Origin of the sequence: uncultured Desulfovibrio sp., assembly GCF_910584445.1 — a bacterium.
Classification (GTDB): Bacteria; Desulfobacterota; Desulfovibrionia; order Desulfovibrionales; family Desulfovibrionaceae; genus Desulfovibrio.
Genome location: NZ_CAJUBO010000007.1, coordinates 64458 through 85464, shown reverse-complemented (window position 1 = coordinate 85464; position 21007 = coordinate 64458). Strand labels below are relative to the sequence as shown.

The window sequence follows — 21007 nt, the reverse complement described above, 5'->3', positions numbered from 1 at the left end:
GAGCGGGCCAATCCGCCAGCACCAAACCGTCCTACTGCGCCTCCGGGCCGGGTTCCGCGCCTTCCGGGCGGATATTCTTGTCGTGGACAAGGATGTGCCGCGTGATCCAGAGCCGCAGGATGGTCAGGAAGCGCTGGATGGCGTCCGGCGAATACCCGGCGGCGGCCAGGTGCCCTTCCACGCGCGGCAGCACCCTGGCGCGGAAGCCCTCGTGCTGGAGGAGATGGCCGGGCAGCCCGGGGTAGCGGATGGCGCGCATGTAGGCTTCCTCATCCTCAAAGTGCTTGAGCGTATAGCGCTTGAGGTACTTGATGCCTTCCTCGGCGACCCACTGGTAGCGCTTTTCCTGTTCGGTGATGATGTGCAGGCGGCGGACGATGGCAAAAAGCTCGCGGTGGGCGTTGTCGATGCTGTCCACGCCCACGGCGTATTCCCTGAGCCACTGGATGTCGTCAGGCGTCATGACATGCTCCCTCCGGCGAGGTTGTATCCCCGCCCGGGGGGCATTGCAATGCCCCGAGCATGTCCGCGTCCGCCGGGAGAAAGTCCAGGCCGGCCGCTTCTGCCGGCGTGACCCAGGCCAGGGCCTGCCCCTCGCGGGCGGCGGGTTCGCCGCTGAAGTCCGTCACATGGAAGAAGTGGAGCCGCACCCGGAGGCCGCGTTCCGGATAGGCATGCTCCGTGACGCGCCAGAAGCGCGCCGCGCGCGCCGTGACGCCCAGTTCCTCGGCGAGTTCGCGGGCAAGCGCCTGTGCCGGGCTTTCCCCGGGTTCGAGCTTGCCGCCGGGCAGCTCCCAGAATCCGGCCAGCGGCTTGCCTTCCGGCCGTCGCGCCGCCAGCAGGCGCCCCTGGCGCCAGAGGATGCCCGCGGCCACGTCCACCACCGGCAGCGCATCGTGCCCGGCATCCGGGGCAGGGGCGGGGGATGCGCCCGCGTCCGCGTTCATGCGTCCCCGGCGCCGTAGCGGGCGCGGATCGTCTCCTGGTCGCTTTCGAGACCGGCCATTTCCTCCACCAGCGTCTCGCTCCGGGCGCGGCATTCCTCAAAGCGCCTGAGGAGTTCGCCCGAGCGCGCGTGGTCCGCATAGACCTCCGGGTCGGCCAGCTCGGATTCGGCGGCGCCCTGTTCCTCCAGAACGCGGGCCAGTTCGGCCTCAAGGGCCGCGTACCTGTCCTGAAGCGGCTTGAGCGCCTTGTGGAGCGCGTTGCGCTGGGCGGCCTCCTCGCGCTTGCGCCGTTTCTGGTCATCGCGGGAGAGCGGGCGGTTCTGGGGGGCCGACGGCGCGACGTCCCGCGCGATGTTCTGGCCGCCGTCGAGGCGCAGCACGGCGCTGGCGGGCGTTCCGGCGAGGCGCGCCTTGCGCGCCGCGTCGTAGGCCGCGAAATCGGCGTGGACGGTGATGCCCCGGCTGTCCAGTTCCCAGGCTTCGGCGCCCACCTGCGAGAGCAGCCAGCGGTCATGGGCCACCATGAGCAGGGTGCCGTCGAAGTTCTCCAGGGCGCGCGCCAGGGCTTCGCGGCTTTCCAGGTCGAGATGGTTGGTGGGTTCGTCGAGCAGGAGAAAGTTGCAGCGCTTGAGGAACAGGCTCGCCAGGACCAGGCGGCTTTTTTCCCCGCCCGAAAGCGCGCTCACCTGGCGGTCGAAATAGCTCTGCCCGAGGAGGAAGAGGCCGAGCACGCTCATAAGCTCCTCCTCGGTGGTGCGCGGGTCGGCGAGGCGGCGCAGCTCCGCCAGCACCGTGGTGTCGGGCCTGAGCGTCTCCATCTGGTGCTGGGTATAGTAGCCGAGCCGCGTCAGGGAACCTGTGACCACGGAGCCGCCCGTGCGTTCGAGGCTTCCGGCCAGCAGCTTGAGCAGGGTGGACTTGCCGCAGCCGTTGTGCCCCACCAGGGCGATGCGCGAACCCCGGTAGAGGGTGAAGGTGAGCGGCGGCCACATGGCCTTGCCATCGGGAAAATGGAATTCCAGCCCGGCCGCGGCCAGCACCACCTTTTCCGAGTGCGGCGCCTCGGGCCAGGCGAAGTTCAGTTCGCGCCGCTTTGGCTCCGGCCGGTAGTCTTCCAGCTCCTTTTCCAGCTTTTTTGCCATCTTCTGGCGCGATCCGGCCTGCCGCGCCTTGGTGGCCTTGGCGCGGAAACGCTCCACAAAGGCCATCTTGCGGTCCAGCTCGTCCTGGAGGGCCTTGGCCTCGCGCTCGCGCTGGGCGTTGTATTCCTCCTGGAGGCGCAGGAACTGGGTATAGGTGGCCTTGCGGAACACGGGCCTGGAAAGGCCCAGATAAAGGACATGGGTGCCCACGCTGTCCATGAAGACGCGGTCGTGGGCCACAAAGACGAGGGCGCCCGCGAAGTCGCGCAGGAAGCCCTCCAGCCATTCCACGGCCTCCATGTCCAGATGGTTGGTGGGTTCGTCGAGCAGGAGCACGTCGGCCCCGGCCACCAGCACGCGCGCCAGCTTGGCGCGTTCGCGCCAGCCGCCCGAAAGCTCCCGCAGGGTGCGTCCCCACTTGGCCTCGGAAAAGCCCAGGCCGGACAGCACCGCCTTGGCGCGATGCTCGGGATTGTAGCCATAGACCGCCTCCAGCTCCGCCTGGCGTTCCATCAGGCGCGTGAGCCGGGCCTCGTCCTTCTGGCGGGCGGCCTCCTCCCACTGCGCCCAGAAGTCGTTCCAGTCATGGAGCACGTCCAGGACATAGGTCAGGAGCGGGGTGTCCAGCGCCGTTTCGGAAAATTCCTGCTCCACATAGCCCAGGCGGCAGCCCCTGGGCAGGAGGACGCGGCCGCCGTCCGGGGCCTCCACGCCCGCCAGGAGGCGCAGCAGGGTGGATTTGCCCGTGCCGTTGGGACCGCAGACGCAGAGCCTGACCCCGGAATCCACCTCCAGCGAGAAATTGGTGAAAATGTCCCGGCCGCCAAAGGCCTTGGAAAGTTCCTGAACGGCGATCTTCACAACCAGCCCTCGCGGCGGTAGCCCTCCACGGCTTCGGCCATGCCCGCCTCCAGATCCATGCGCGGCGCATAGCCGAGCTCGTTCATGATGCGTCCGGCGTCGCAGAGCCAGCCGGGGGCCCGCGCCTCGCGGTACTTGTCAAGGTTCCAATTGGGCGCGCGCCGGGGCGCCGGGCAGGCTCCCAGGCGCGCAAGGCGCGCCATCAGGAGGCCCGCGCCGCTGCCCAGGGCGGCGGTGACGGCCATGACGGGGAGCGGCAGATGCAGGACGCGCACGCGTTCCCGCCCGAGCGCCCGGCCCATGGCCCGGCAGAAGCTGTCCATGTCGTGCCGGGCGCCGTCGCTGAGGAAGTAGGCGCCGGAAGCCGTGGGTCCGCTGGCGAGGAGGATGCCCTGCGCCGCGTCATCGGCATGGACCACGGAAACGGGAAAACGGCGGAACGCGCCGGGGCTTGCGGCCACGCCCCGGGCCACGCCCCTGAAGACCGGAAGCAGGCCCCGGTCGCCGGAGCCGTAGATGATGGGCGGCCGCACGATGACGAGCCGGGGACCCAGCGCGCGGCCCAGGATCTCTTCCGCCAGCAGCTTGGACCAGCCATAGGCCGAGACCGGGCGGCAGGGAAGTTCGGGAGTACCGGGCGCGCCGGGAGTACCGGGAGCGCGGGCCGGGTCCGCCGCTGGTCCCGCCGCCGCGAGGCTGGAGACGAGGACCAGGCGCCCCAGCGTGGGGGAAGCCGCGGCGGCCCGCGCAAGCTGCGCGGCGGCGCGGGAGTTGGCGCGCAGGTAGTCCTGCCAGCCGAGTCCGAAGAGCAGGGCGGCCATGTGGATGCAGATCTCCTGCCCGGCCAGGGCCTCGGCCAGGCCCTCGCCGCTGGCGCAGTCGCCCCGGGCCACGGCCACCCCGTCCGGGAGGCGCGCCACTTCCGAGCCGGGACGCGCAAGGCAGGTCACGCGGGCTTCGGCCGCCAGCAGACGCGGCAGCAGGTGCCGTCCGAGAAAGCCGGTGCCCCCGGTCACGAGGACACGCCTGCCGCGCAGATGCGCCAAGTCCGCGCCCCGGGTCCCGGGGCGCGCGGGGGAAGCGGCGCGTGCCGTCATGGCTGGGGGATCTCCCTGCGGTAGATGCGGTAGCGCTTGACGAGGCGCCCGGAAAAATCCTCGATGAGGTCGTCGATAGCCACATTGTCCTCCAGCACCCAGGAGCCTTCCACCCACTGGAAGTCCGGGCGGCGCCGGGCCGCGTCGAGCATGGCGTCCAGCAGGAGCAGCGGCAGCCCCAGCAGGCGGTATTCCTCCCTGATGCCGAAGAGCATGATGCGGTACCCGCCCCGGATCTCCGCGCGCGACCGCCACCAGTGCCAGGGCGCGGCGGGACCGATCCGTCCGTTGAGCCGCTTGAGCAGGGGGTTCATGTCCGGCAGGGCCACCATGCCCGCCGCGGGTTTGCCCTCGTGGAAGAAGAGCAGGAAAAAGTCCGGGTCGAGGATGGTTTTCAGTTCCTTTACATGGCGTTCCGCCTCACCCGTCGAAAGCGGGGAGAAGCCCCAGTTGTCCGCCCAGGACTCGCGGTAGATGTCGAGCATGGCGCGGATGTCCTCCGCCATGGTGGCCTTGCTCGACGTGCGCGCCGTGAAGCGGCCCTCGGCCTTGAGCCGGGCCACCTCTTCCGTGAGCCAGTCCGGCAGGTCCAGCCGCGCGCGTTCGATGAGGTAGGCGAAGAGGTCCGCCTCCTTTCGCAGGTGCCAGCTTTCGAGCAGGCGCGCGTACCAGGGCGGATTCCACGGCATCATGATGGCGGGCGGCCGCTCGAAGCCGTCCACGAGCAGGCCGCAGGTATAGTTGGTCGAGGGATTGAGCGGACCGCGCAGAAAGGCCATGCCCTGGTCGGCCAGCCAGTCCCGCGCCGCCGTCAGCAGAGCGTGGGCCGCCCCGGGGTCGTCCTCGCAATCGAAAAAGCCGAAGGCCCCGCAGCGTTCGCCGGCGTAGGCATTGTACTTTTCGTCCACGATGGCGGCGATGCGGCCCACGGCGCGGCCGTCGCGCCGGGCCAGAAAAAGCTCGCGCCGCGCCGTTTCCCAGAAGGGATGCCGCCCGGGCGTGAGCAGGTCGCGCTCCTGGCTTTTCAGCGGGGGGACCCAGAGCGGGAACGCGCCGAGGATGCGCCACGGCAGGTCGATGAAGTCCGCAAATTCCCGCCGGGAGCGGACCGGCAGGATCTCGGGCAGGTCCCGGGGTGTCATGCGGGTCCGTCTCGGTCCGTCACCAGCGCGCCCACAAGCTCGCGCGGGGACGCCGCCCCCGCGCGTTCGCAGGCGGCGGGCAGATCTTCCACGATGGCGAAGGCCGCGTCGGGCCGCAGGAAGTTGGCCGTGCCGACCTGCACGGCCTGCGCGCCCACGAGCAGGAACTCCAGGGCGTCATCCGCCGAAACGATGCCGCCCAGGCCCACCACGGGGATGCTCACCGCCCGCGCTGCCTGCCAGACGCAGCGCAGGGCCACCGGCTTGATGGCCGGCCCGGAAAGGCCGCCCACGATATTTGCCAGCGCCGGCCGCCGGCGGGGAAGATCCACGGCCATGCCGAGCAGGGTGTTGATGCACGAGATGCTGTCCGCGCCCGCATCCTCCACGCTGCGCGCCATGAGGGCGATATCCGTCACATTGGGCGAGAGCTTGACCATGACGTGCTTGTCCGGCGCGCCTTCACGCACCGCGCGGGTCACGGCCGCGGCGAGCTTCGGGTCCTGCCCGAAGAGGGCGCCGCCCGCCGCCACATTGGGGCAGGAGACATTGACCTCCAGCGCGGCCACGCCCGGCTCGCTGTTGAGCCTGGCCGCCAGTTCGCGGAACTCCTCCGGGCTGGTGGCGTAGAGATTGGCGATGATGGCCGTTTCGCGCCACGGCAGGTGGGGGAGCTTGAAGGCGAGGAAGGACTCGACCCCGTCGTTCTGGAGGCCCACGGCATTGAGCATGCCCGCCGTGGTCTCCACGATGCGCGGCTGGGCATTGCCCTGCCGCGGCCTGAGGGAAAGCCCCTTGACCACGATGCCGCCCAGGGCGGCGAGATCGCCATAGGGCGCGAATTCCAGGCCGCTGCCGAAGGTGCCCGATGCCGTGAGCACGGGGTTCTTCAGGGTGAGGTCGCGGCGCTGGCCCTTGAGAGTGACGGTGAGGTCCATGTCAAAGCTCGATCTGGTTGGCCCAGAAGACCGGACCCTGGGTGCAGACCTGAACGGGCGCGCCGCGCGTGGCGGCCACCGGCCACGCCTCCGTGGTGCGCGCCACGCAGCCGAGGCAGGCGCCCACGCCGCAGGCCATGCGGTTTTCCAGCGAAAGCTGGGCGCGCGCGCCATATCTGGCGGCAAGTTTCTGCACGGTGAGCAGGAAGGGCCGGGGACCGCAGGCAAGCACCAGACCGTTCTGCTCCGCATTGTCGCGGATGCGCTCCTGCAGGGAAAAGATGAAGTCGTCGAGATCGCCGGACTCCGGCTCGCGCAGGGTATCCACGGGCACGCGCTCGTTGATGCTGTCCACGGGGTAGCAGCCCAGCGGTTCGCGGTGGCCGAAGAGCATGCCCAGGTTCCACGGCTGGGGGTGACGGTTCACATAGCCCACAAAGGGCACGATGCCCATGCCCCCGGCAAGGAGCAGGGTGGGGGTGTCTTCCTCCATGGCAAAGCCGTTGCCGAGCGGACCCCAGACGCGCACCTGGTCCCCGGCGGTCAGCCGGGCCATGCGCTGCGTGCCACGCCCGTGGACCTGGAAAAAGCAGATCAGGTGCCTGGTCGTCATGTGGCAGATGCCGAAGGGCCGCGCCCACGGGATCTCCAGGCCGAAGGAAACGGGCCGCACCATGACGAACTGGCCGGGGCGCCAGCGCTCCCAGTCGGGCCAGTCGGGGCGGCTGAGCCGCAGGGCGAAGAAACGGTGCCCCGGCCCTGTCTGCCCGAAGGGCACCAGGTCCAGGACCGTCAGCAGGCTGGAGGATGGAGTGGACATGGCGTTGCTATACTCCGGGAGGGCGGCGCCGGTCAACAGGAGCGCGGGCCGGGGCTTTTCTCCGGCGGGCATGCGCGCTACCATGGCGTTGCGCCGTTCCCTGACGGCGCGGGCCAGCAGCCGGAGGAGGAGGCATGGAAGCGGGGGAAGCTTGCGGAACGGGCGCGGATATGCCGCGCGGGACCAGGGAGATGTACGCGCGGCGCCGCGACCGCCTGCGCCGCCTCATGGCGGCGCGCGGGCTGGATGCCCTGCTCGTGAGCCGCGCGCCCAACCGTTTCTATCTGTCGGGCTTTGAGCTGCATGACCCGCAGTGCAACGAAAGCGCGGGGCGGCTCGTCATCACGGCGGACGGCGGGGACTGGCTCGCCACGGATTCGCGGTATGCCGACGCGGCGGCCCGGCTCTGGGACAGGAAGCGCATCTTTCTGTATGGCGGCGATACGGCCGGGGACCTGGCGCGTCTGCTGCGCCGTTGCGGCGCGCGCGCGGGTCTTGAGGCGCAGGGCGTGAGCCACGCCTTCGCGCGGGAGCTGGCGGCGCGGGCCGGGCGCTTTCCCTCGCTGGAGGCGGCCGACGGCCTGGTGGAGCGCCTGCGGCGCATCAAGGAGCCTGAAGAGATCGCGGCCATGGAGCGGAGCTTCGCGCTCAACCACCGGCTCCTGCGGCATGTGGAGGAGGGCCTCGCGCGGGGCGACTGGCGGGGCCGGGAAGAGCGGGAACTGGCCTGGGAGATCGAACGCTTTTTTCGCGAGAACGGCGCCGAGGGGCTGGCCTTTGCCAGCATCGTGGCCGCCGGGCCGAACGGGGCGCTGCCGCATGCCATCCCGGGTGCTGCGCGCATTCCCGCCGAGGGTCCGGTGCTGGTGGATGTGGGCTGCCGGGTGGACGGCTACTGCTCGGACCAGACGCGCACCTTCTGGGCCGGAGACGCGCCGGGCAAGGAATTTTCCCGCGCGCTCGCCCTGGTGCGCGCGGCCCAGGCCGAGGCCCTGGCCGTCATGAGGCCGGGCCTTGCGCTGGCCGATGTCTATGCGGCGGCGCGCGCCGTCTTTGCGCGGGAAGGGGTGGAGGACCATTTCACCCACGGACTCGGCCATGGCGTGGGCCTGGAAACGCACGAGGCCCCCAGCCTTTCCCCGCGCGCCACGGGCGCGCTGGAACCGGGCATGACCGTCACCGTGGAGCCGGGCCTCTACTATCCCCACTGGGGCGGCGTGCGCTGGGAACACACGGTGCTGGTCACCCAGGACGGCGTGCGCGTGTTCTGACGCTTTTCCGCCGGGCGTGGTTCCGCTTTTGCGGTGCCGATGCGCCTGTGGGCGATCACCCGCGCGCATGGCAGCGTCGTTTGCCCCGCGCTACTGTTTCAGGCGCTGTGGCCGCGCGGGCGGCAGCGGCAGGCTCGGCAGGGGCAGCCCCTCGCGGAATTCCCGCCAGCTGCGGCTGACGTTGAGCGCCTCCTCGGCCAGGTCGCGCAGGGCCACATAGCTTTCCGCCAGAGTCAGGCGGTCGGTGTCGATGACGGCATCGGCATGCAGCGGCTCGTCAAAGGTATCGGCCACGCCGGTGAGGCGCGCGAGTTCGCCGCGCGCGGCGCGGGCATACAGGCCCTTGGGGTCGCGCTCCACCAGCGTCTTCAGGGCGCAGCGCACCCAGACTTCGCGATAGATGGGGATCTGTTCGCGGTTTTTGCGGCGCATGCTTTCATAGGGCGTGATGGCGGTCACGATGCAGACCCTGCCCTGGGCATGGAGCTGGAGCGCATGCTCGCGCATGGCGTCGATATTGCGGATGCGGTCGGCCGGGCTGAAGCCGGAAAAGCCGAACTGCCGGCGGAAGGCGTCGCCGTCCACATGGGCCACGGAATGGCCCTGGCTTTCGAGATGCAGGCGGAGCAGGGAGCCGAGCGTGGTCTTGCCGCTACCGGAAAGTCCGAGCAACCAGATGACGGGCATGATGCGAACCTCGTTTGCCGTCGGCGGCGGGGCCGCCGGGCCGTGGCATTTCGCCGTTGATGGATGCCGCACACCTTGCAAAAAGCCGGCCAACTCTTGCGCGATGCGGAATCTCCGCCCCGGGTGTGGGCTTTTTGACGCCGTTTCGCGCCGGCGGCTGTCTGTCCGTACCTGTCCTGTCCGGTCCGCGCCTGCCCGGGGTCCGGCTGTACAGGCGCGGCAAAGCGGGATAGGCTGCCCTCCCGCATCCCGCATCTGACAAGGAAGGATCATGCTCGCCATCGTGGATTACGGAGCCGGAAACCTGACAAGCGTGCGCCGCGCGCTTGAGCACTGCGGCATCCCCAGCATCGTGACGGCCCGGCCCGAGGCCCTGGAAGCGGCGCAGGGCGTCATTTTTCCCGGTGTGGGCGCGGCCGCCCAGGCCATGAGCGCCCTGCGCGCCGCCGGGCTGGAGGCGCCCCTGCGGAGCCTTGTGGCCGCCGGCCGCCCCTTCCTGGGCATCTGCCTCGGCTGCCAGATCCTGCTCGAGCGCAGCGAGGAGGGCGGCGTGCCCACGCTTGGCCTCGCGCCCGGCATCTGCCGCCGCTTCCCGCCGGACATGCGCGAGGAGGACGGCACCCGCGCCCCTGTGCCGCACATGGGCTGGAACCGCCTGCGCGTCGTGCGCCCCTCGCGCCTGCTGGACGGCATCGGCCCGGACGCCGAATTTTATTTCGTGCACGGCTATTATGTGGAGACCGCGCCGGAACTGGAGATCGCGCGCACGCGCTACGGGCGCGAGTTCTGTTCCGTCTTTGGGCGTGACGGTTTCTGGGCCGTCCAGTTCCACCCCGAGAAAAGCGGCCGGCCGGGCCTGGCGCTGCTGGAAAATTTCTATGGCTACTGCCGGGAGGAGGCTGCCCATGCTCTCGAAACGCGTCATTGTCTGTCTTGACGTGCGCGACGGGCGCCTGACCAAGGGTGTCCGCTTCGCGGGCAACGAGGACATCGGCGACCCCGTGGAAAGCGCGCGCCGCTATTACGAGGACGGAGCGGACGAGATCGTCTTTTACGACATCACGGCCTCGGCGGAGCGCCGGGGCATCTTTCTGGACGTGGTGGAACGCGTGGCCCGGGAGATCTTCATCCCCTTTTCCGTGGGCGGCGGCGTCGCCAGCGTGGCCGACATGCGCGCCGTGCTGCTGGCCGGGGCCGAGAAGGTCTCCCTCAATTCCGCCGCCGTGCGCGAGCCGGAGCTGGTGAGCAGGGGGGCGGACGCGTTCGGCTCCCAGGCGGTGGTGGTGGGGATGGATGTGCTTGCCGTGCCCCCCACGGAAACCGTGCCCTCGGGCTATGAGATCGTCGTCCACGGCGGCCGCGTGCGGACCGGCCTGGACGCCCTGGCCTGGGCCAGGCGCTGCGAGGCCCTGGGCGCGGGCGAGCTGTGCGTCAATTCCATCGACGCCGACGGCACGCGTGACGGGTATGAGCTGCGCCTGACCCGCGCCGTGGCCGACGCCGTGAACATTCCCGTCATTGCCTCGGGCGGCGCGGGCGAACCGCGCCACCTGCTGGAGGCGGTCACCACCGGCGGGGCTTCTGCCGCCCTGGTGGCCTCCATCGTCCATTTCGGACAGTACAGCATCCGCGCCTGCAAGGAATGCCTTGCCGCCGGCGGCGTGCGGACGCGGCTCGCATGGTAGGCGGCGCGGACGCGGCCCGGCTCGGGGAGGCGCTTGCCGGCCTTCCCCGCATGGCCGTGGCCCTGTCCGGCGGCCTGGACAGCCGCTTCCTCTGCCATATGGCGCTGGCCTCGGGCTGCGACGTGCTGGCCCTGCACGCGGACGGCCCGCATGTGCCGCCCGCGGAAAGCGAAGCCGCGCGCCGCTGGGCGCGGGAACGGGGGCTGCGCCTCCTGACCGTGACCCATGACCCGCTGGCCCTGCCGGAGGTGGCGGCCAACAGCCGCGAACGCTGCTATGCCTGCAAGTGCGCCCTGCTGGCCGCCCTGCGCCGGACCCTGGACGCCGCCGGAGAGGCGGACCGCGTCCTCTGCGACGGCGGCAATGCCGACGACCTGCATGCCTTCCGTCCGGGCCTGAGGGCCGTGGCCGAGGCCGGGGTGCGTTCCCCGCTGGCCCTTGCCGGGCTGGGCAAGGACGCCATCCGCGCGTTGGCGCGGGCAACCGGTCTGGAGCATCCCGACCAGGCGGCGCGGCCCTGCCTGCTGACGCGTCTGGCCTACGGCATGCGGCCGCGGGCGCGGCTTTTGGCGCGGCTGGCGCGGGCCGAGGCGGCCCTGGCCGCGCTGGACGAGACCGACAGGGACGCCCATGGGCCGGAGGGCGGCTTCGGGGAATTCCGGCTGCGGCTCACGCCGGAACCCCTGTTTCAGGCCATGCGCCTGCCCGCGCGTCTGGAAGGCGCGGTGGAGGAACTGCTTGCGGCGCAGGGCTTTGCCCCGGCCGTCCTGCGCGCCACCGGCACCGTGAGCGGCTTTTTTGACGGCGCTGCCGCCGCTCCCGCCCGGAACGGGCGCGGTTGAAAAGGGGCCGAGAGACTGGTCGCGCATGTCGGGCGTACTGTTCCGCATGATGCCACCGTTATCCGTCAAAAACCGCCTTTTCAGCGCTGGCGGCGTCACTGGGCGATTTTTGTCGGTCATGTACTTAAGTACACTCCCTCCAAAAATCGCCCACTTCCTTGCCAGCGCCGAAAAATTCGTATTTTTTAGGATTTCGGCGGCGACAGCCCCCGCCCTGCGCTCCGCTCCGGGCGGACTTGCGGAAAGGGTGCGCTGCCTTCCGGTTTCGGGAAGAGGAGAAAATACACAGGGCATTCACATTGGCATCCGTTTCTCTCACTGCAACGCAGTGAGAGAAACGCAAACGGGGGTTTGGGGGCCAGTGGCCCCCAACGGGGTGCGGGGCGGCGCCCCGCAAGAGGCGATCGCCCTTTTCCCGCCGTGCCGCGGTTTTTCGCCGCCGCAGGCTGGACTTTCCCGCGCGGATGTCCTATTTAGGAGCACTTCGGCTGTGGTCTTGCCGCGAGGCGAGGCCCGGAATTTCATCTGGAGGACGAAAGACCTATGGCTCACAAAAAAATCGAGCGCAAGAAAGAGCTGGATCGCCGCCGCAAACGTCGCGCCGAGCGCATGAAGCTCCGCGCCCGCGAAGCGCGCAGCGGACTCAAGGCCTGAGGCCCGGTTTTTTCCCGGCGGTGGGCGCGCCGCCGGTTCTGACGGTTTCGCGTCAGTGGTCGAGATCAGGACGGCCGGCGCGCGCTTTTGCGTGCCCGGCGTTCTGTGCGTTTTTTTCAGGCCGCATCCCGGCGCCATGCGCGGCGGGACGGCGTCACCTCAACCGGAGGCGGCTTCCGGCCGCTGGTCGGGCCGATTTTCTTCGCCATGCCGATTTATGAATATCAATGTCCCAAGTGCGGGCGCGTCTTTGAGGAATGGGTCAAGGCGTCCGAAGCGCACCGGGAGGAACCCTGCCCCGACTGCGGCACGCCCTCGCCGCGGATCATCTCGCGGACATCCTTTGTGCTCAAGGGCGAGGGCTGGTATGTGAGCGATTACGGCTACCGCAAGGGCATCACCGAGGACGGCGGCTCCGGCGCTTCCGTGCCGGCCGCGAGCACGCCCACCACGCCCGCGACCCAGGGCGAAAAGGCCCTGGTGGCAAAGGAGCCGGCGGCCCCGGCCCCAACAACGGCGAAACCGGCCAGCTCCGGCGCCACCGCCGAGGCCCCGGCGGCGAAACCCGCGGCAGCGGGCGCGGCTTCCGCCAGTGCCGGCTCAACGGCCTGATCCACCCACGAGGAAGGCATGATAGAACGCTATACCCGGCCGGAAATGGGCCGTATCTGGACTCTGGAAAACCGCTACCGGGCATGGCTGGCCGTGGAGCTTGCCGTCTGCGACGCCTGGGCGGAGCTTGGCCGCGTCCCGGCTGAAGCCGTGGCCGTCATCCGCCGGAAGGCGGACATCGACGTGGAGCGCATCCTCGCCATCGAGGAAGTCACGCGCCACGATGTCATCGCCTTTCTCACCTCCCTTGAGGAAAAGGTGGGTCCCGAGGCGCGGTTCATCCATCTGGGCTGCACCTCGTCCGACATCGTTGACACGGCCAATGCCCTGCTGCTGGGGCAGGCCGGGGCGCTCATCCTGGCGGATCTGGACGCCCTGCTCGACACGCTGGGGGATCTGGCCCGGCGGCACAAGGGCGTGCTCTGCATGGGGCGCACCCATGGCATCCACGCCGAGCCGACGAGTTTCGGCCTCAAGATGGCCGGTTTTTACGCCGAGTTTTCCCGGCACCGCCGCCGCGTCCGCGAAGCGCTGGAGAATGTGCGCGTGGGCAAGCTCTCCGGCGCGGTGGGGACCTATGCCTTTGTCACGCCGGAACTGGAAAAGCTGGCCCTGGACCGTCTGGGGCTGCGGGTGGACCCGCATTCCACCCAGATCGTCCAGCGCGACCGTTATGCCCAGTTCTTCACGGCCCTTGCCGTCATGGGCGGGGGCATCGAGCGCCTTTCGGTGGAGCTGCGCCACCTCCAGCGCACGGAAGTGCTGGAGGCGGAAGAGGGCTTCGGCAAGGGCCAGAAAGGCTCCTCGGCCATGCCGCACAAGAAGAACCCCATTTCCGCCGAGAATCTGTGCGGCCTCGCGCGCCTGTTGCGCGGCAACGCCCTGGCGTCCCTGGAGGATCAGGCCCTGTGGCACGAGCGCGACATCAGCCATTCCTCGGTGGAGCGCGTCATCATGCCCGATTCGACCATCATCGCGGACTACGCGCTGGCGCGGCTCACTCGCCTGCTCGGCGGCCTCGTGACGCATCCCGAGCGGATGCGGGAAAATATGGACCGTTCGTGCGGCCTGTATTTTTCGCAGCGGGTGCTCACGGCGCTGGTGTCCTCGGGCATGCCCCGGCAGGAGGCCTACGAGTCCGTCCAGCGCCTGGCTATGGAGAGCTGGCGCAGCCGCCGCCCCTTCCCGGAGCTGGTGGCCGCCGACCCGGTCATCTCGGCGCGGCTGGGCGCGGAACTGGCGGAGCTGTTCGACCCTACCTTCTACCTGCGCCACGAGGACGCCATTTTCGCGCGCGTCTTCGGCCCGGACGCGGAAAACTAGCGGAGGCCCCATGCTGGAGCGCAAGCGTCGCCTGGCCCGCATCCTGGTGGAAAAATCCTACCGCGAGGGCGACTTCGTCCTCGCCTCGGGCCGCAGGAGCGACTACTATTTCGACTGCCGCGTCACCGCGCTTTCGGCCGAGGGTTCGTGGCTCATCGGCTCGCTGTTCAACGACCTTCTGGCGGACCTTGCCATCCGGGGCGTGGGCGGCATGACCCTTGGCGCCGATCCGCTCGTTTCGGCCACCACGGTCATTTCCTGGGAGCGCGGGCGCCCGCTGCACGGGCTTCTGGTCCGCAAGGAGGCCAAGGGCCACGGCACGGGCCAGTTTGTGGAAGGGCTTGGCAATTTCGCCCCGGGCGACTCCGTAGCCATGCTTGAGGATGTGGTCACCACCGGCGGTTCGCTGCTCAAGGCCTGTGAACGTGTGCGCGACGCCGGATTGAACATCGCGGCTGTCTGCGCCATCCTCGACCGGGAGGAGGGGGGCCGCGAGGCCATAGCGGAAGCGGGCTACGACCTGCTGGCGCTCTTCACCCGCAAGGAGCTGGTGGAACTTGCCCGCTGAACGCGCCATAGGGCCGCTCGCGCGCATCCTGCTGGCATGCGCCCTGCTGGCGCTGCCGCTGCTTGCGCCGCCGTTGGCGCGGGCGGACAACTGGCAGGCGAGCCTGCGTAACGAGGGACTGCCCTCGCGGCTTGTGGGCGTGGACAAGAAACGCAAGGAATTTCATTACTTTGAGAAGAAAAGCCCGTTCAAGCTGCGCTATACCTACCCGTGCGTGACGGGCCAGCTGGCAGGCGACAAGCAGCAGACCAACGACCTGCGGACGCCCGAAGGCGTGTATTTTGTGGAATACAAGATCGCCGGCGGTCTGGACTTCCGGGAATATGGCGGCATCGCCTATACCCTGAACTATCCGAACCCTGTGGACCGGCTGCGCGGCAAGACCGGGCACGGCATCTGGATCCACAGCAAGGGCTTTGACCTTGTGCCCACGCGCGGGTGCGTCGCCATCGGACTCAAGGACATCGCGGAAGTCGGCCCCCTGCTCACGCCGGGCACGCCCGTGGTGCTTGCCGAAGAGTTTGACGCCGCGCGCCCGCCCGCCCCGGACGATGGCACGGCGGCGCGTCTGCGGGGACTCATGCGTGACTGGAGCCGGGCCTGGGCCTCGCGCTCGGCCGCCATGTTCGATTTTTACGATGCCCCGGCCTATTCCCGCGCCACCGAGGATTTTGGCGCCTTCCGCCGCAACAAGGAGCGGCTCTTCAAGATCCTTGGCTTCATCAAAATCTACAATCGCGAGATCCATGCCCTGGAGGGGCCGGGCTACTGGGTCACCTGGTCGGAACAGTATTATACGGCCTCCAACCTGTCCACGGAGGGCATCCGCCGCCTTTACTGGCAGCGCGGCGGCGACGGCAGGTTCCGCATCGTGGGTATGGAATGGACCCCCCGCGATGTGGGCATGCGCGCGGACTTTCAGCAGGGACGCCTGGTGGCCGAGGCGCCGCGCGGCGTGACCTCGGACGCCGGCGGCGCGGACCCGGAAATGCCGGTGCCGCCCCGGCTGGACATGCCGGAAGCCCCGGACCGGGCGGCCGTGGCCGCGACGGCTGTGGCGCGCCCGGAAGCCGCGGGCGCCGAACAGGCGCCCAAGGCGGGACCGGCCATTGCCGCTGTGGCGGCGGTGGCGGAGCGGCTGCTTGCCATCAGCGACCCGCTGGTGCCCCGCAGAACGCCCGCGGCGCCCCCGGCGGAGATCACCTGGGGGAGCGGCAGGAGCATGGACGCGCGTCGGAACGCGCCCGCTGCGGAGGACCCCGCGCCCGCTGCTCCCGCTCCCGAGGTTCCCGCGGAAGGGTCCGGGTCCGCCGGGGCAGCTGCCCCCGAAAGGCCAGCCATGCCGGCCACGCCGGCGAACACCGCCCCCGAGGCCACCCCGGCGGCGGAAGTCCCGGCTGCGGCGCCAGTCCCCGCCGCTGTGGCGGAAACAGCGGCTGACTTCAGCGCCGGGGACAGGGCCGCCCTTGCCCGCGATGTGCGCGCCTGGAACGCGGCCTTTGCCGCTCGCTCGCAGGATATTGCCGATTTTTATGACCGCAGGGAATACAATCGCCTGCCGCTTTCGCTCGGTGTGCCGCGCGGCCGTTCCTACGACAGCGCCATGCGCGCTCTGGAGCGCGAGTTCCGGCAGCCCTGGCTGCGGGTGGTGCAGCGGGCGCCGGTGCTGGAGTTCCACTGGCCGGTGGCCGTGAGCCGCTGCGAGCAGATGGTCGTGGGTCCCGAGGGCGCGGTGCAGGGGCTGCGTACCCTCTGGTGGCGCAAGGACACCGATGGCGAGTTCCGCATCGTTGGCTCCGAGTTCAGGCCCGGCGAGTTCGGGCTGGCCGCCGACTACCTTGAAACGGTCAGCGGCGAGGTGAGCCGCGCCGTGGAAGCATGGCGCAGGGCCTGGGAAGGCGCCCGCCTGGACGACTACATGGCCTGCTACACGCGGGACGCCATCCAGAGCGGGCGCGCGGGCAACAATGCCATCCGCCGCCAGAAGGAAGACCTCTGGCAGCGAGTGCGTCCCACGCTGGTCAATCTTTCGGGCCTGCGGCTTGCCATGGACAGGCGGGGCATCCGCGCGGACATGACCCAGGCGTATGCGGACAGCGCGGGCCGGAGCGACCGTGGCGTCAAGACCCTTCTGCTGCGCTATGACGGCACGGGCTGGCGCATCCAGCGCGAGGACTGGGTGCCCGAGGCTCCGGCGAGGTAGCGCGTGCGATATCGGGAACAACTGAGCATCATCCTCATGCGCGACAATGGCCCGCGCCGCAGTTTTCGTCTGCGGCGGAGCCGTTTTTTCGCCCTCGTCGTCTTTTTTGCGAGCATGCCGGCGCTCTGCGCCCTGCTTGCCTGGCAGTGCTGGCTGCTGTGGGACGAAAACGTCACCCTGCGCGTCAACATGCAGCGCTTCGAGACCGATTGCCAGACAGCGCAGGCCACGGCCGAGCGGCTGGAAAATTTCGAGGAGCTGCTGCGCGAGGAGGGCGTTCCGGGGCGGGAACTTCTGCTGCGCCGTCTGGCGCGCGCCGGCGGCGACGCCCCGGCCGCGGAGGGGGGGCCGGCCGGGGCGGCCGGGGCGGAGACCTCCCCTGGCGCGCCCAATGCGGGCACGCCCTTGGCCGAGGGGCCGGGGCATGAGGAGTTTCCCGCCGTGGACACGGGCCGCGTCAAGGTGACCAACGTCCAGGCGCGCGCTCTCAGGGGCAATGCGCTGCGCATCGGCCTGGACCTGCGGAATCCCGAGAGCCAGAAACTGCTCGCGGGCACGGTTTCCGCCACGCTGGTCACGGCATCCGGCCAGAAACACCAGTTGATCTTTGACCCGGAAGATGTGGGCAATTTCCGCATCAGCCGCTTCAAGCGCGCGGTCATGATCTCCCGCGTGCCTGAGCAGTACAGCCTCGTCAATGCCCAGGTCATCCTGGAAGTCCGGGACACTGGCCTTCTGTACCGCAATATTTTCGCCGTGGAACGCTAGCTGCAATGTTTCAATAGGTTGTTCACCCCTCTTCTCTCCCGGGTCATTGTTGTTTGGCGCTTCCCGCTTTGACGGATAGGAGGAGGGTGCACAACCTATTGGAACATTGCAGTCTTCCTGTTGGATATCGATAGACATTGACCATGTACAACAGAATAAAATATTGGTATGTTGTATAAATGAATACAAAATTGCGAGCAATATCTCTTTTTTCTGGCTGCGGTGGAATGGACTTTGGGGCTGAAAAAGCTGGCATTGATATTATATGGGCAAATGAAATTGATCACGATGCAGCAGAAACGTTAAGGAAAAATTTTAAAAATACAGAAATTGTTGAGGATAATATAAAAAATATTAAATCATTTCCTGAAGCTGATATAGTAATCGGTGGATATCCCTGCCAGTCCTTTTCAATGGGAGGCAATCGCAATCCAAAAAATGATAATCGGACATATCTTTATCTAGAGTTTTTGCGGTGTTTAAACAATACCTCACCAAAATTTTTTGTTGCTGAAAACGTTTCTGGACTGAAGAACATCAATAAGGGTTCATTTTTGCATGAGCAAATACGCGTCTTCAATGATGCTGGAAGGTTTGGATATGATATTTATTATAAAGTTATTGATGCGAAAGACTATGGTGTCCCTCAATCAAGAAAGAGACTATTTATCGTTGGAATAAGAAAAGATTTAAAATTGCAGTTTGCCTTTCCAGCGCCAACCCATGGAAAAGCAGGATCTGGGTTACCAGCATATGAATCGCATGGATTCGCAATTAAAGGGTTGCCTTCATGGCCTAAAGGCGAATTCTATGAACGACCATATGATCCAGAGGGACACATGTCATGGTACTACATGTCTCGAAACCGTAAAGCGCCATGGGGGTCCCCTTCATTTACGATAGTTGCGAACTGGCGGCATGTTACTTTACATCCGGCTTCTCCTATAATGAAGCTTACTTGGTCAAATTTAAGTGATGGATGGAAACAACGTTGGGATTTCACAGATGAATATGATGTTGCATTGGCACAGAATCAAGTTATACCTCTTGATACACCGCGTAGACTTTCATGGAGAGAATGTGCCCTCATCCAAACTTTTCCCACGAATTTTGAGCCTGTTGGGAAGATTGAATCCAAATTCACCCAGATTGGGAATGCTGTTCCTCCGCTACTCGCTGAAAAAATTCTCAAACATCTTGTAAACGGTACTGGGCTACAAGAGCAAAAAGTCCAGCCCCAGCAACTTGCATTAATCTGAACTCCACTTGTCAGGCCAATATTCTTTGGCTCTATCAGAAAGAGTGTGAATGGGAGGCTGCTCTAAATGAAAAATTGGTGATTTATAAATCGCCTCTGATGCTTTTGGATAGTATTTTAGTTGCCCCCCAGAAAGCCCATACCAATCAAAGACGATTTCTTCTGGGGAGCTACTATCATAACCACGTAAACATTTTTCCGAAGAAAATTTCCATACCAAATCAGTTGGTAAGCTTAAGGAAAATGAATGCACTTGGTATGAACGCACGCTATTTTTAATGTTACTACTAACTGTAATATACTTACTCTTCTCAAGATCTAAATTTTCCCCAGGATTATTAACTTCATATTTCCTTTTTGTATCTCTGTGCCAATTTTTTATAGTTGCAATAATACAGTCACCTACTGTTTTAGCCACATCTTGTCTTTTTTCACGAAAAATTTCCTCAGTAAGCTGCAATTCTTTAAGTGGTCCCCATAGTTTTGCAGGCGAATTGCATAGCTCCATGTACACACGCCCATTGTTTTCCAAATCTTCGAGGGCACTAGCACGAGACAACTCTTTTGATTTTAGAGAAATTCCATATGCCTTATTTCTTTGATCTGTTGAACTAACGATAACATCAAAAATTTCCTTATTTTCATTTGCATGACCTGCGAGAAAATCTGCAAAAACTCTCTCAAGATCTCGCCATCCAGGTCTTGATGTATTATCACGTTCTCGCTCTTGGCCGCTTCCATCGCGGAACACACTCATTAACAAACGTAACCGTTCAATTTCGCATACACTAGGCTCACGTGTCAAAAAAGGAATAGACATTAAACTTCCTCCATTAGTTGTGAGCGAGCACAATAGGCTAGCCCAGCTTGGAGGATAAGGCAAGATGACCTTCCTCCGGAGCTGTGGGAGGCAATCAGGACATGAGCCGCACAAAAGGGGACTCACCACAAAGATACATTTGGCTGTGGATGTGCATGGTATGCCACTCAGAGCTATGAGTACAGAAGGTACCAGAGATGATTGCAACGAAGCTTGCGCTGTGATTGACGGATTTGTTGCGGAAGATCTTTTGGCAGATCGAGCTTTCGAGACAGACACTGTGGTTGAAGAAGCTGCACAACGAGGAATGAAAGTTGTAATTACCCCGAAAAAAATTCGTAAAAAGTAATGAGAATACGACAGATATCTGTATAAAGCACACTATATTGTGGAGAATGTCTTTTTCCATCTCAAAAGGTGGCGTGGAACTGCAACTTGTTATGCAAAAAGAAGCGATTCTTTTCTTGCTAAGGGTTGAATCTGCGGTCGGTGCCCTCCTCAAAACCGTCTATGTGGAGTATGCCGCCGGGGGTCTTGATGGCGTCCACGATCCTTCCCCGGGGGTGGTCCAGACCTCGGTGCCGTTGAGGCTGATGCTCGCAACATCGCCAGGGGCACCGATGTGCAGCGTTCCTTCCAGCGAGGTGAGGTCCGGCTCGGGAGTTTCGGGCGTGGAGGTGCCCGGCGTCGGGGTGGTGGCGGGAGCCGCCGCAGCGGCAAGCGCGGCATGCGCGCGCGGGCGGGACGGCCAGAGGGAGAGGAAGCGGCGGGGAACGCGCGGAAAGCGCCCGAAGCGCGGGAATCAGCGCGGCGGCCAAGGGCGGAATTGTCGGGAAAGGGCCGCGCGGACGCGCGGAAACAAAAAATCGTCATGTTCCGTTCCGGGCTTGACTCGACGGGCGGCCGCCAGCGGCGATCATGCCGCCGGACGCTGCCGGATGCCTGCCCCGCAGGCTTCCTGTGCCAGACGAGTTCCGATGCTCGGTGGGAACTCTGCCGGAATTCCTGATATCGGTTGGGAGAACGATACCCGTACGGCAAAAAATGTCAGGCGCGGGGGGGATTCCCTTCCCGCGCTTGACAGGATGCGCGTCCCGCGATTACCGTACACCCGGAACAAACCCTGCGAGGTCGTCATGTCCGTTGCCGTCACCACATCCCTCCGCTTCCGCAGCCTGCGCCCCTTGGCCCCGGCGCGCGGCGGCGTGGTCGCTGACGGTTCCTTCGGCATGGCTTCCTCCTCCCGCGCCTGGTGGCGCCGCGTTCTCCGTGTGAAGGGAGTGGCGCGGGCATAGGCGTTCGCGGATCCTGGCGTTGACGGCGCCGTCTCCCTTCGGGGAGGCGGCGCTTTTTTTCTTCCCTTTTGCGG

20 protein-coding genes and 1 pseudogene are annotated in these 21007 nt (G+C 66.0%); 12 read left to right on the top strand and 9 right to left on the bottom strand.

The annotated features are described in order from the left end of the window. Positions 1 to 31: 31 nt before the first annotated feature. The 7 genes from QZ294_RS04910 to QZ294_RS04880 are packed head-to-tail and all read right to left on the bottom strand — an operon-like array spanning position 32 to position 6947. The gene (locus tag QZ294_RS04910; protein ID WP_297047480.1) at positions 32 to 463 is read right to left on the bottom strand and encodes a bacteriohemerythrin; all 432 of its coding nucleotides are present in this window, start codon (positions 461 to 463) and stop codon (positions 32 to 34) included. Beyond that, positions 453 to 947: a (deoxy)nucleoside triphosphate pyrophosphohydrolase gene (locus tag QZ294_RS04905; RefSeq protein WP_297047477.1), complete on the bottom strand. Its 495-nt coding sequence runs from the start codon at positions 945 to 947 to the stop codon at positions 453 to 455. Before QZ294_RS04905 ends, QZ294_RS04910 begins: the two co-directional genes overlap by 11 nt. Further along, the gene (locus QZ294_RS04900; protein ID WP_297047474.1) at positions 944 to 2950 is read right to left on the bottom strand and encodes an ABC-F family ATP-binding cassette domain-containing protein; all 2007 of its coding nucleotides are present in this window, start codon (positions 2948 to 2950) and stop codon (positions 944 to 946) included. The genes QZ294_RS04905 and QZ294_RS04900 overlap by 4 nt, the downstream gene beginning before the upstream one ends. After that, positions 2947 to 4047, bottom strand: coding sequence for an NAD(P)-dependent oxidoreductase (locus QZ294_RS04895; protein ID WP_297047469.1), 1101 nt, complete (start codon positions 4045 to 4047; stop codon positions 2947 to 2949). The genes QZ294_RS04900 and QZ294_RS04895 overlap by 4 nt, the downstream gene beginning before the upstream one ends. Continuing rightward, on the bottom strand, positions 4044 to 5189 hold the full coding sequence (locus QZ294_RS04890) for a hypothetical protein (RefSeq protein WP_297047466.1): 1146 nt from the start codon (positions 5187 to 5189) through the stop codon (positions 4044 to 4046). Before QZ294_RS04890 ends, QZ294_RS04895 begins: the two co-directional genes overlap by 4 nt. Continuing rightward, entirely contained in the window at positions 5186 to 6127 is a 942-nt protein-coding gene (locus QZ294_RS04885; protein ID WP_297047463.1) for a dihydroorotate dehydrogenase, read from the bottom strand. The genes QZ294_RS04890 and QZ294_RS04885 overlap by 4 nt, the downstream gene beginning before the upstream one ends. A 1-nt stretch (position 6128) precedes the next feature. Next, the gene (locus QZ294_RS04880) at positions 6129 to 6947 is read right to left on the bottom strand and encodes a dihydroorotate dehydrogenase electron transfer subunit (RefSeq protein ID WP_297047460.1); all 819 of its coding nucleotides are present in this window, start codon (positions 6945 to 6947) and stop codon (positions 6129 to 6131) included. A 134-nt stretch (positions 6948 to 7081) separates the two neighbouring features. Between QZ294_RS04880 and QZ294_RS04875 the strand changes: the two genes are divergently transcribed. Then, complete coding sequence (locus QZ294_RS04875) at positions 7082 to 8218, top strand: Xaa-Pro peptidase family protein (RefSeq protein WP_297047457.1); 1137 nt, start codon at positions 7082 to 7084, stop codon at positions 8216 to 8218. Between the two features lie 90 nt (positions 8219 to 8308). Here the strand turns inward: QZ294_RS04875 and QZ294_RS04870 are convergent, their stop codons facing one another. Further along, a complete protein-coding gene (locus QZ294_RS04870; RefSeq protein WP_297047454.1) occupies positions 8309 to 8905 on the bottom strand; it encodes an adenylyl-sulfate kinase in 597 nt (198 codons plus the stop codon). A gap of 271 nt (positions 8906 to 9176) precedes the next feature. Here QZ294_RS04870 and hisH point away from each other — a divergent pair, with 271 nt between their 5' ends. The 9 genes from hisH to QZ294_RS04825 all read left to right on the top strand — a co-directional run bounded on the left by hisH (position 9177) and on the right by QZ294_RS04825 (position 18819). Next, positions 9177 to 9842 carry an imidazole glycerol phosphate synthase subunit HisH gene (gene hisH / locus QZ294_RS04865; protein WP_297047452.1) on the top strand — a complete coding sequence of 222 codons (666 nt, stop codon included), beginning with the start codon at positions 9177 to 9179 and terminating at the stop codon, positions 9840 to 9842. Continuing rightward, a complete protein-coding gene (gene hisF, locus QZ294_RS04860; RefSeq protein ID WP_297047449.1) occupies positions 9811 to 10590 on the top strand; it encodes an imidazole glycerol phosphate synthase subunit HisF in 780 nt (259 codons plus the stop codon). The genes hisH and hisF overlap by 32 nt, the downstream gene beginning before the upstream one ends. Next, the gene (locus QZ294_RS04855) at positions 10584 to 11432 is read left to right on the top strand and encodes a PP-loop family protein (RefSeq protein WP_297047447.1); all 849 of its coding nucleotides are present in this window, start codon (positions 10584 to 10586) and stop codon (positions 11430 to 11432) included. Before hisF ends, QZ294_RS04855 begins: the two co-directional genes overlap by 7 nt. A gap of 861 nt (positions 11433 to 12293) precedes the next feature. Further along, positions 12294 to 12698, top strand: a complete 405-nt coding sequence (locus QZ294_RS04850; protein WP_297047442.1) for an FmdB family zinc ribbon protein — start codon at positions 12294 to 12296, stop codon at positions 12696 to 12698. Positions 12699 to 12716: 18 nt separating this feature from the next. Then, entirely contained in the window at positions 12717 to 14021 is a 1305-nt protein-coding gene (purB, locus tag QZ294_RS04845; RefSeq protein WP_297047440.1) for an adenylosuccinate lyase, read from the top strand. 10 nt (positions 14022 to 14031) lie between these two features. Continuing rightward, complete coding sequence (pyrE, locus tag QZ294_RS04840; RefSeq protein WP_297047438.1) at positions 14032 to 14589, top strand: orotate phosphoribosyltransferase; 558 nt, start codon at positions 14032 to 14034, stop codon at positions 14587 to 14589. Beyond that, on the top strand, positions 14579 to 16792 hold the full coding sequence (locus QZ294_RS04835) for a L,D-transpeptidase family protein (RefSeq protein WP_297047436.1): 2214 nt from the start codon (positions 14579 to 14581) through the stop codon (positions 16790 to 16792). The genes pyrE and QZ294_RS04835 overlap by 11 nt, the downstream gene beginning before the upstream one ends. Before the next feature lie 3 nt (positions 16793 to 16795). Further along, positions 16796 to 17560: a hypothetical protein gene (locus QZ294_RS04830; protein ID WP_297047433.1), complete on the top strand. Its 765-nt coding sequence runs from the start codon at positions 16796 to 16798 to the stop codon at positions 17558 to 17560. Between the two features lie 179 nt (positions 17561 to 17739). Beyond that, the gene (locus QZ294_RS04825; protein WP_297047431.1) at positions 17740 to 18819 is read left to right on the top strand and encodes a DNA cytosine methyltransferase; all 1080 of its coding nucleotides are present in this window, start codon (positions 17740 to 17742) and stop codon (positions 18817 to 18819) included. On the opposite strand, the gene QZ294_RS04820 is transcribed toward QZ294_RS04825, so the two are convergent. Further along, the gene (locus QZ294_RS04820; protein ID WP_297047427.1) at positions 18811 to 19638 is read right to left on the bottom strand and encodes a hypothetical protein; all 828 of its coding nucleotides are present in this window, start codon (positions 19636 to 19638) and stop codon (positions 18811 to 18813) included. The genes QZ294_RS04825 and QZ294_RS04820 overlap by 9 nt on opposite strands. Positions 19639 to 19709: 71 nt before the next feature. Between QZ294_RS04820 and QZ294_RS04815 the strand changes: the two are divergent. After that, positions 19710 to 20116, top strand: a pseudogene (locus QZ294_RS04815) (transposase); the annotation flags it as partial. Between the two features lie 658 nt (positions 20117 to 20774). After that, positions 20775 to 20933 (top strand): hypothetical protein, encoded by a 159-nt coding sequence (locus QZ294_RS04810; protein ID WP_297047424.1) that lies wholly within the window; start codon positions 20775 to 20777, stop codon positions 20931 to 20933. Positions 20934 to 21007: the final 74 nt, after the last annotated feature.

What these genes read in the sequence shown, in the direction of transcription:
- QZ294_RS04910 (WP_297047480.1), bottom strand. Translation starts at nt 463, where the DNA reads ATGACGCCTGACGACATCCAGTGGCTCAGGGAATACGCCGTGGGCGTG.
- QZ294_RS04905 (WP_297047477.1), bottom strand. Translation starts at nt 947, where the DNA reads ATGAACGCGGACGCGGGCGCATCCCCCGCCCCTGCCCCGGATGCCGGG.
- QZ294_RS04895 (WP_297047469.1), bottom strand. Translation starts at nt 4,047, where the DNA reads ATGACGGCACGCGCCGCTTCCCCCGCGCGCCCCGGGACCCGGGGCGCG.
- QZ294_RS04890 (WP_297047466.1), bottom strand. Translation starts at nt 5,189, where the DNA reads ATGACACCCCGGGACCTGCCCGAGATCCTGCCGGTCCGCTCCCGGCGG.
- QZ294_RS04885 (WP_297047463.1), bottom strand. Translation starts at nt 6,127, where the DNA reads ATGGACCTCACCGTCACTCTCAAGGGCCAGCGCCGCGACCTCACCCTG.
- QZ294_RS04880 (WP_297047460.1), bottom strand. Translation starts at nt 6,947, where the DNA reads ATGTCCACTCCATCCTCCAGCCTGCTGACGGTCCTGGACCTGGTGCCC.
- QZ294_RS04875 (WP_297047457.1), top strand. Translation starts at nt 7,082, where the DNA reads ATGGAAGCGGGGGAAGCTTGCGGAACGGGCGCGGATATGCCGCGCGGG.
- QZ294_RS04870 (WP_297047454.1), bottom strand. Translation starts at nt 8,905, where the DNA reads ATGCCCGTCATCTGGTTGCTCGGACTTTCCGGTAGCGGCAAGACCACG.
- hisH (WP_297047452.1), top strand. Translation starts at nt 9,177, where the DNA reads ATGCTCGCCATCGTGGATTACGGAGCCGGAAACCTGACAAGCGTGCGC.
- hisF (WP_297047449.1), top strand. Translation starts at nt 9,811, where the DNA reads ATGCTCTCGAAACGCGTCATTGTCTGTCTTGACGTGCGCGACGGGCGC.
- QZ294_RS04855 (WP_297047447.1), top strand. Translation starts at nt 10,584, where the DNA reads ATGGTAGGCGGCGCGGACGCGGCCCGGCTCGGGGAGGCGCTTGCCGGC.
- QZ294_RS04850 (WP_297047442.1), top strand. Translation starts at nt 12,294, where the DNA reads ATGCCGATTTATGAATATCAATGTCCCAAGTGCGGGCGCGTCTTTGAG.
- purB (WP_297047440.1), top strand. Translation starts at nt 12,717, where the DNA reads ATGATAGAACGCTATACCCGGCCGGAAATGGGCCGTATCTGGACTCTG.
- pyrE (WP_297047438.1), top strand. Translation starts at nt 14,032, where the DNA reads ATGCTGGAGCGCAAGCGTCGCCTGGCCCGCATCCTGGTGGAAAAATCC.
- QZ294_RS04825 (WP_297047431.1), top strand. Translation starts at nt 17,740, where the DNA reads ATGAATACAAAATTGCGAGCAATATCTCTTTTTTCTGGCTGCGGTGGA.
- QZ294_RS04820 (WP_297047427.1), bottom strand. Translation starts at nt 19,638, where the DNA reads ATGTCTATTCCTTTTTTGACACGTGAGCCTAGTGTATGCGAAATTGAA.
- QZ294_RS04810 (WP_297047424.1), top strand. Translation starts at nt 20,775, where the DNA reads ATGTCCGTTGCCGTCACCACATCCCTCCGCTTCCGCAGCCTGCGCCCC.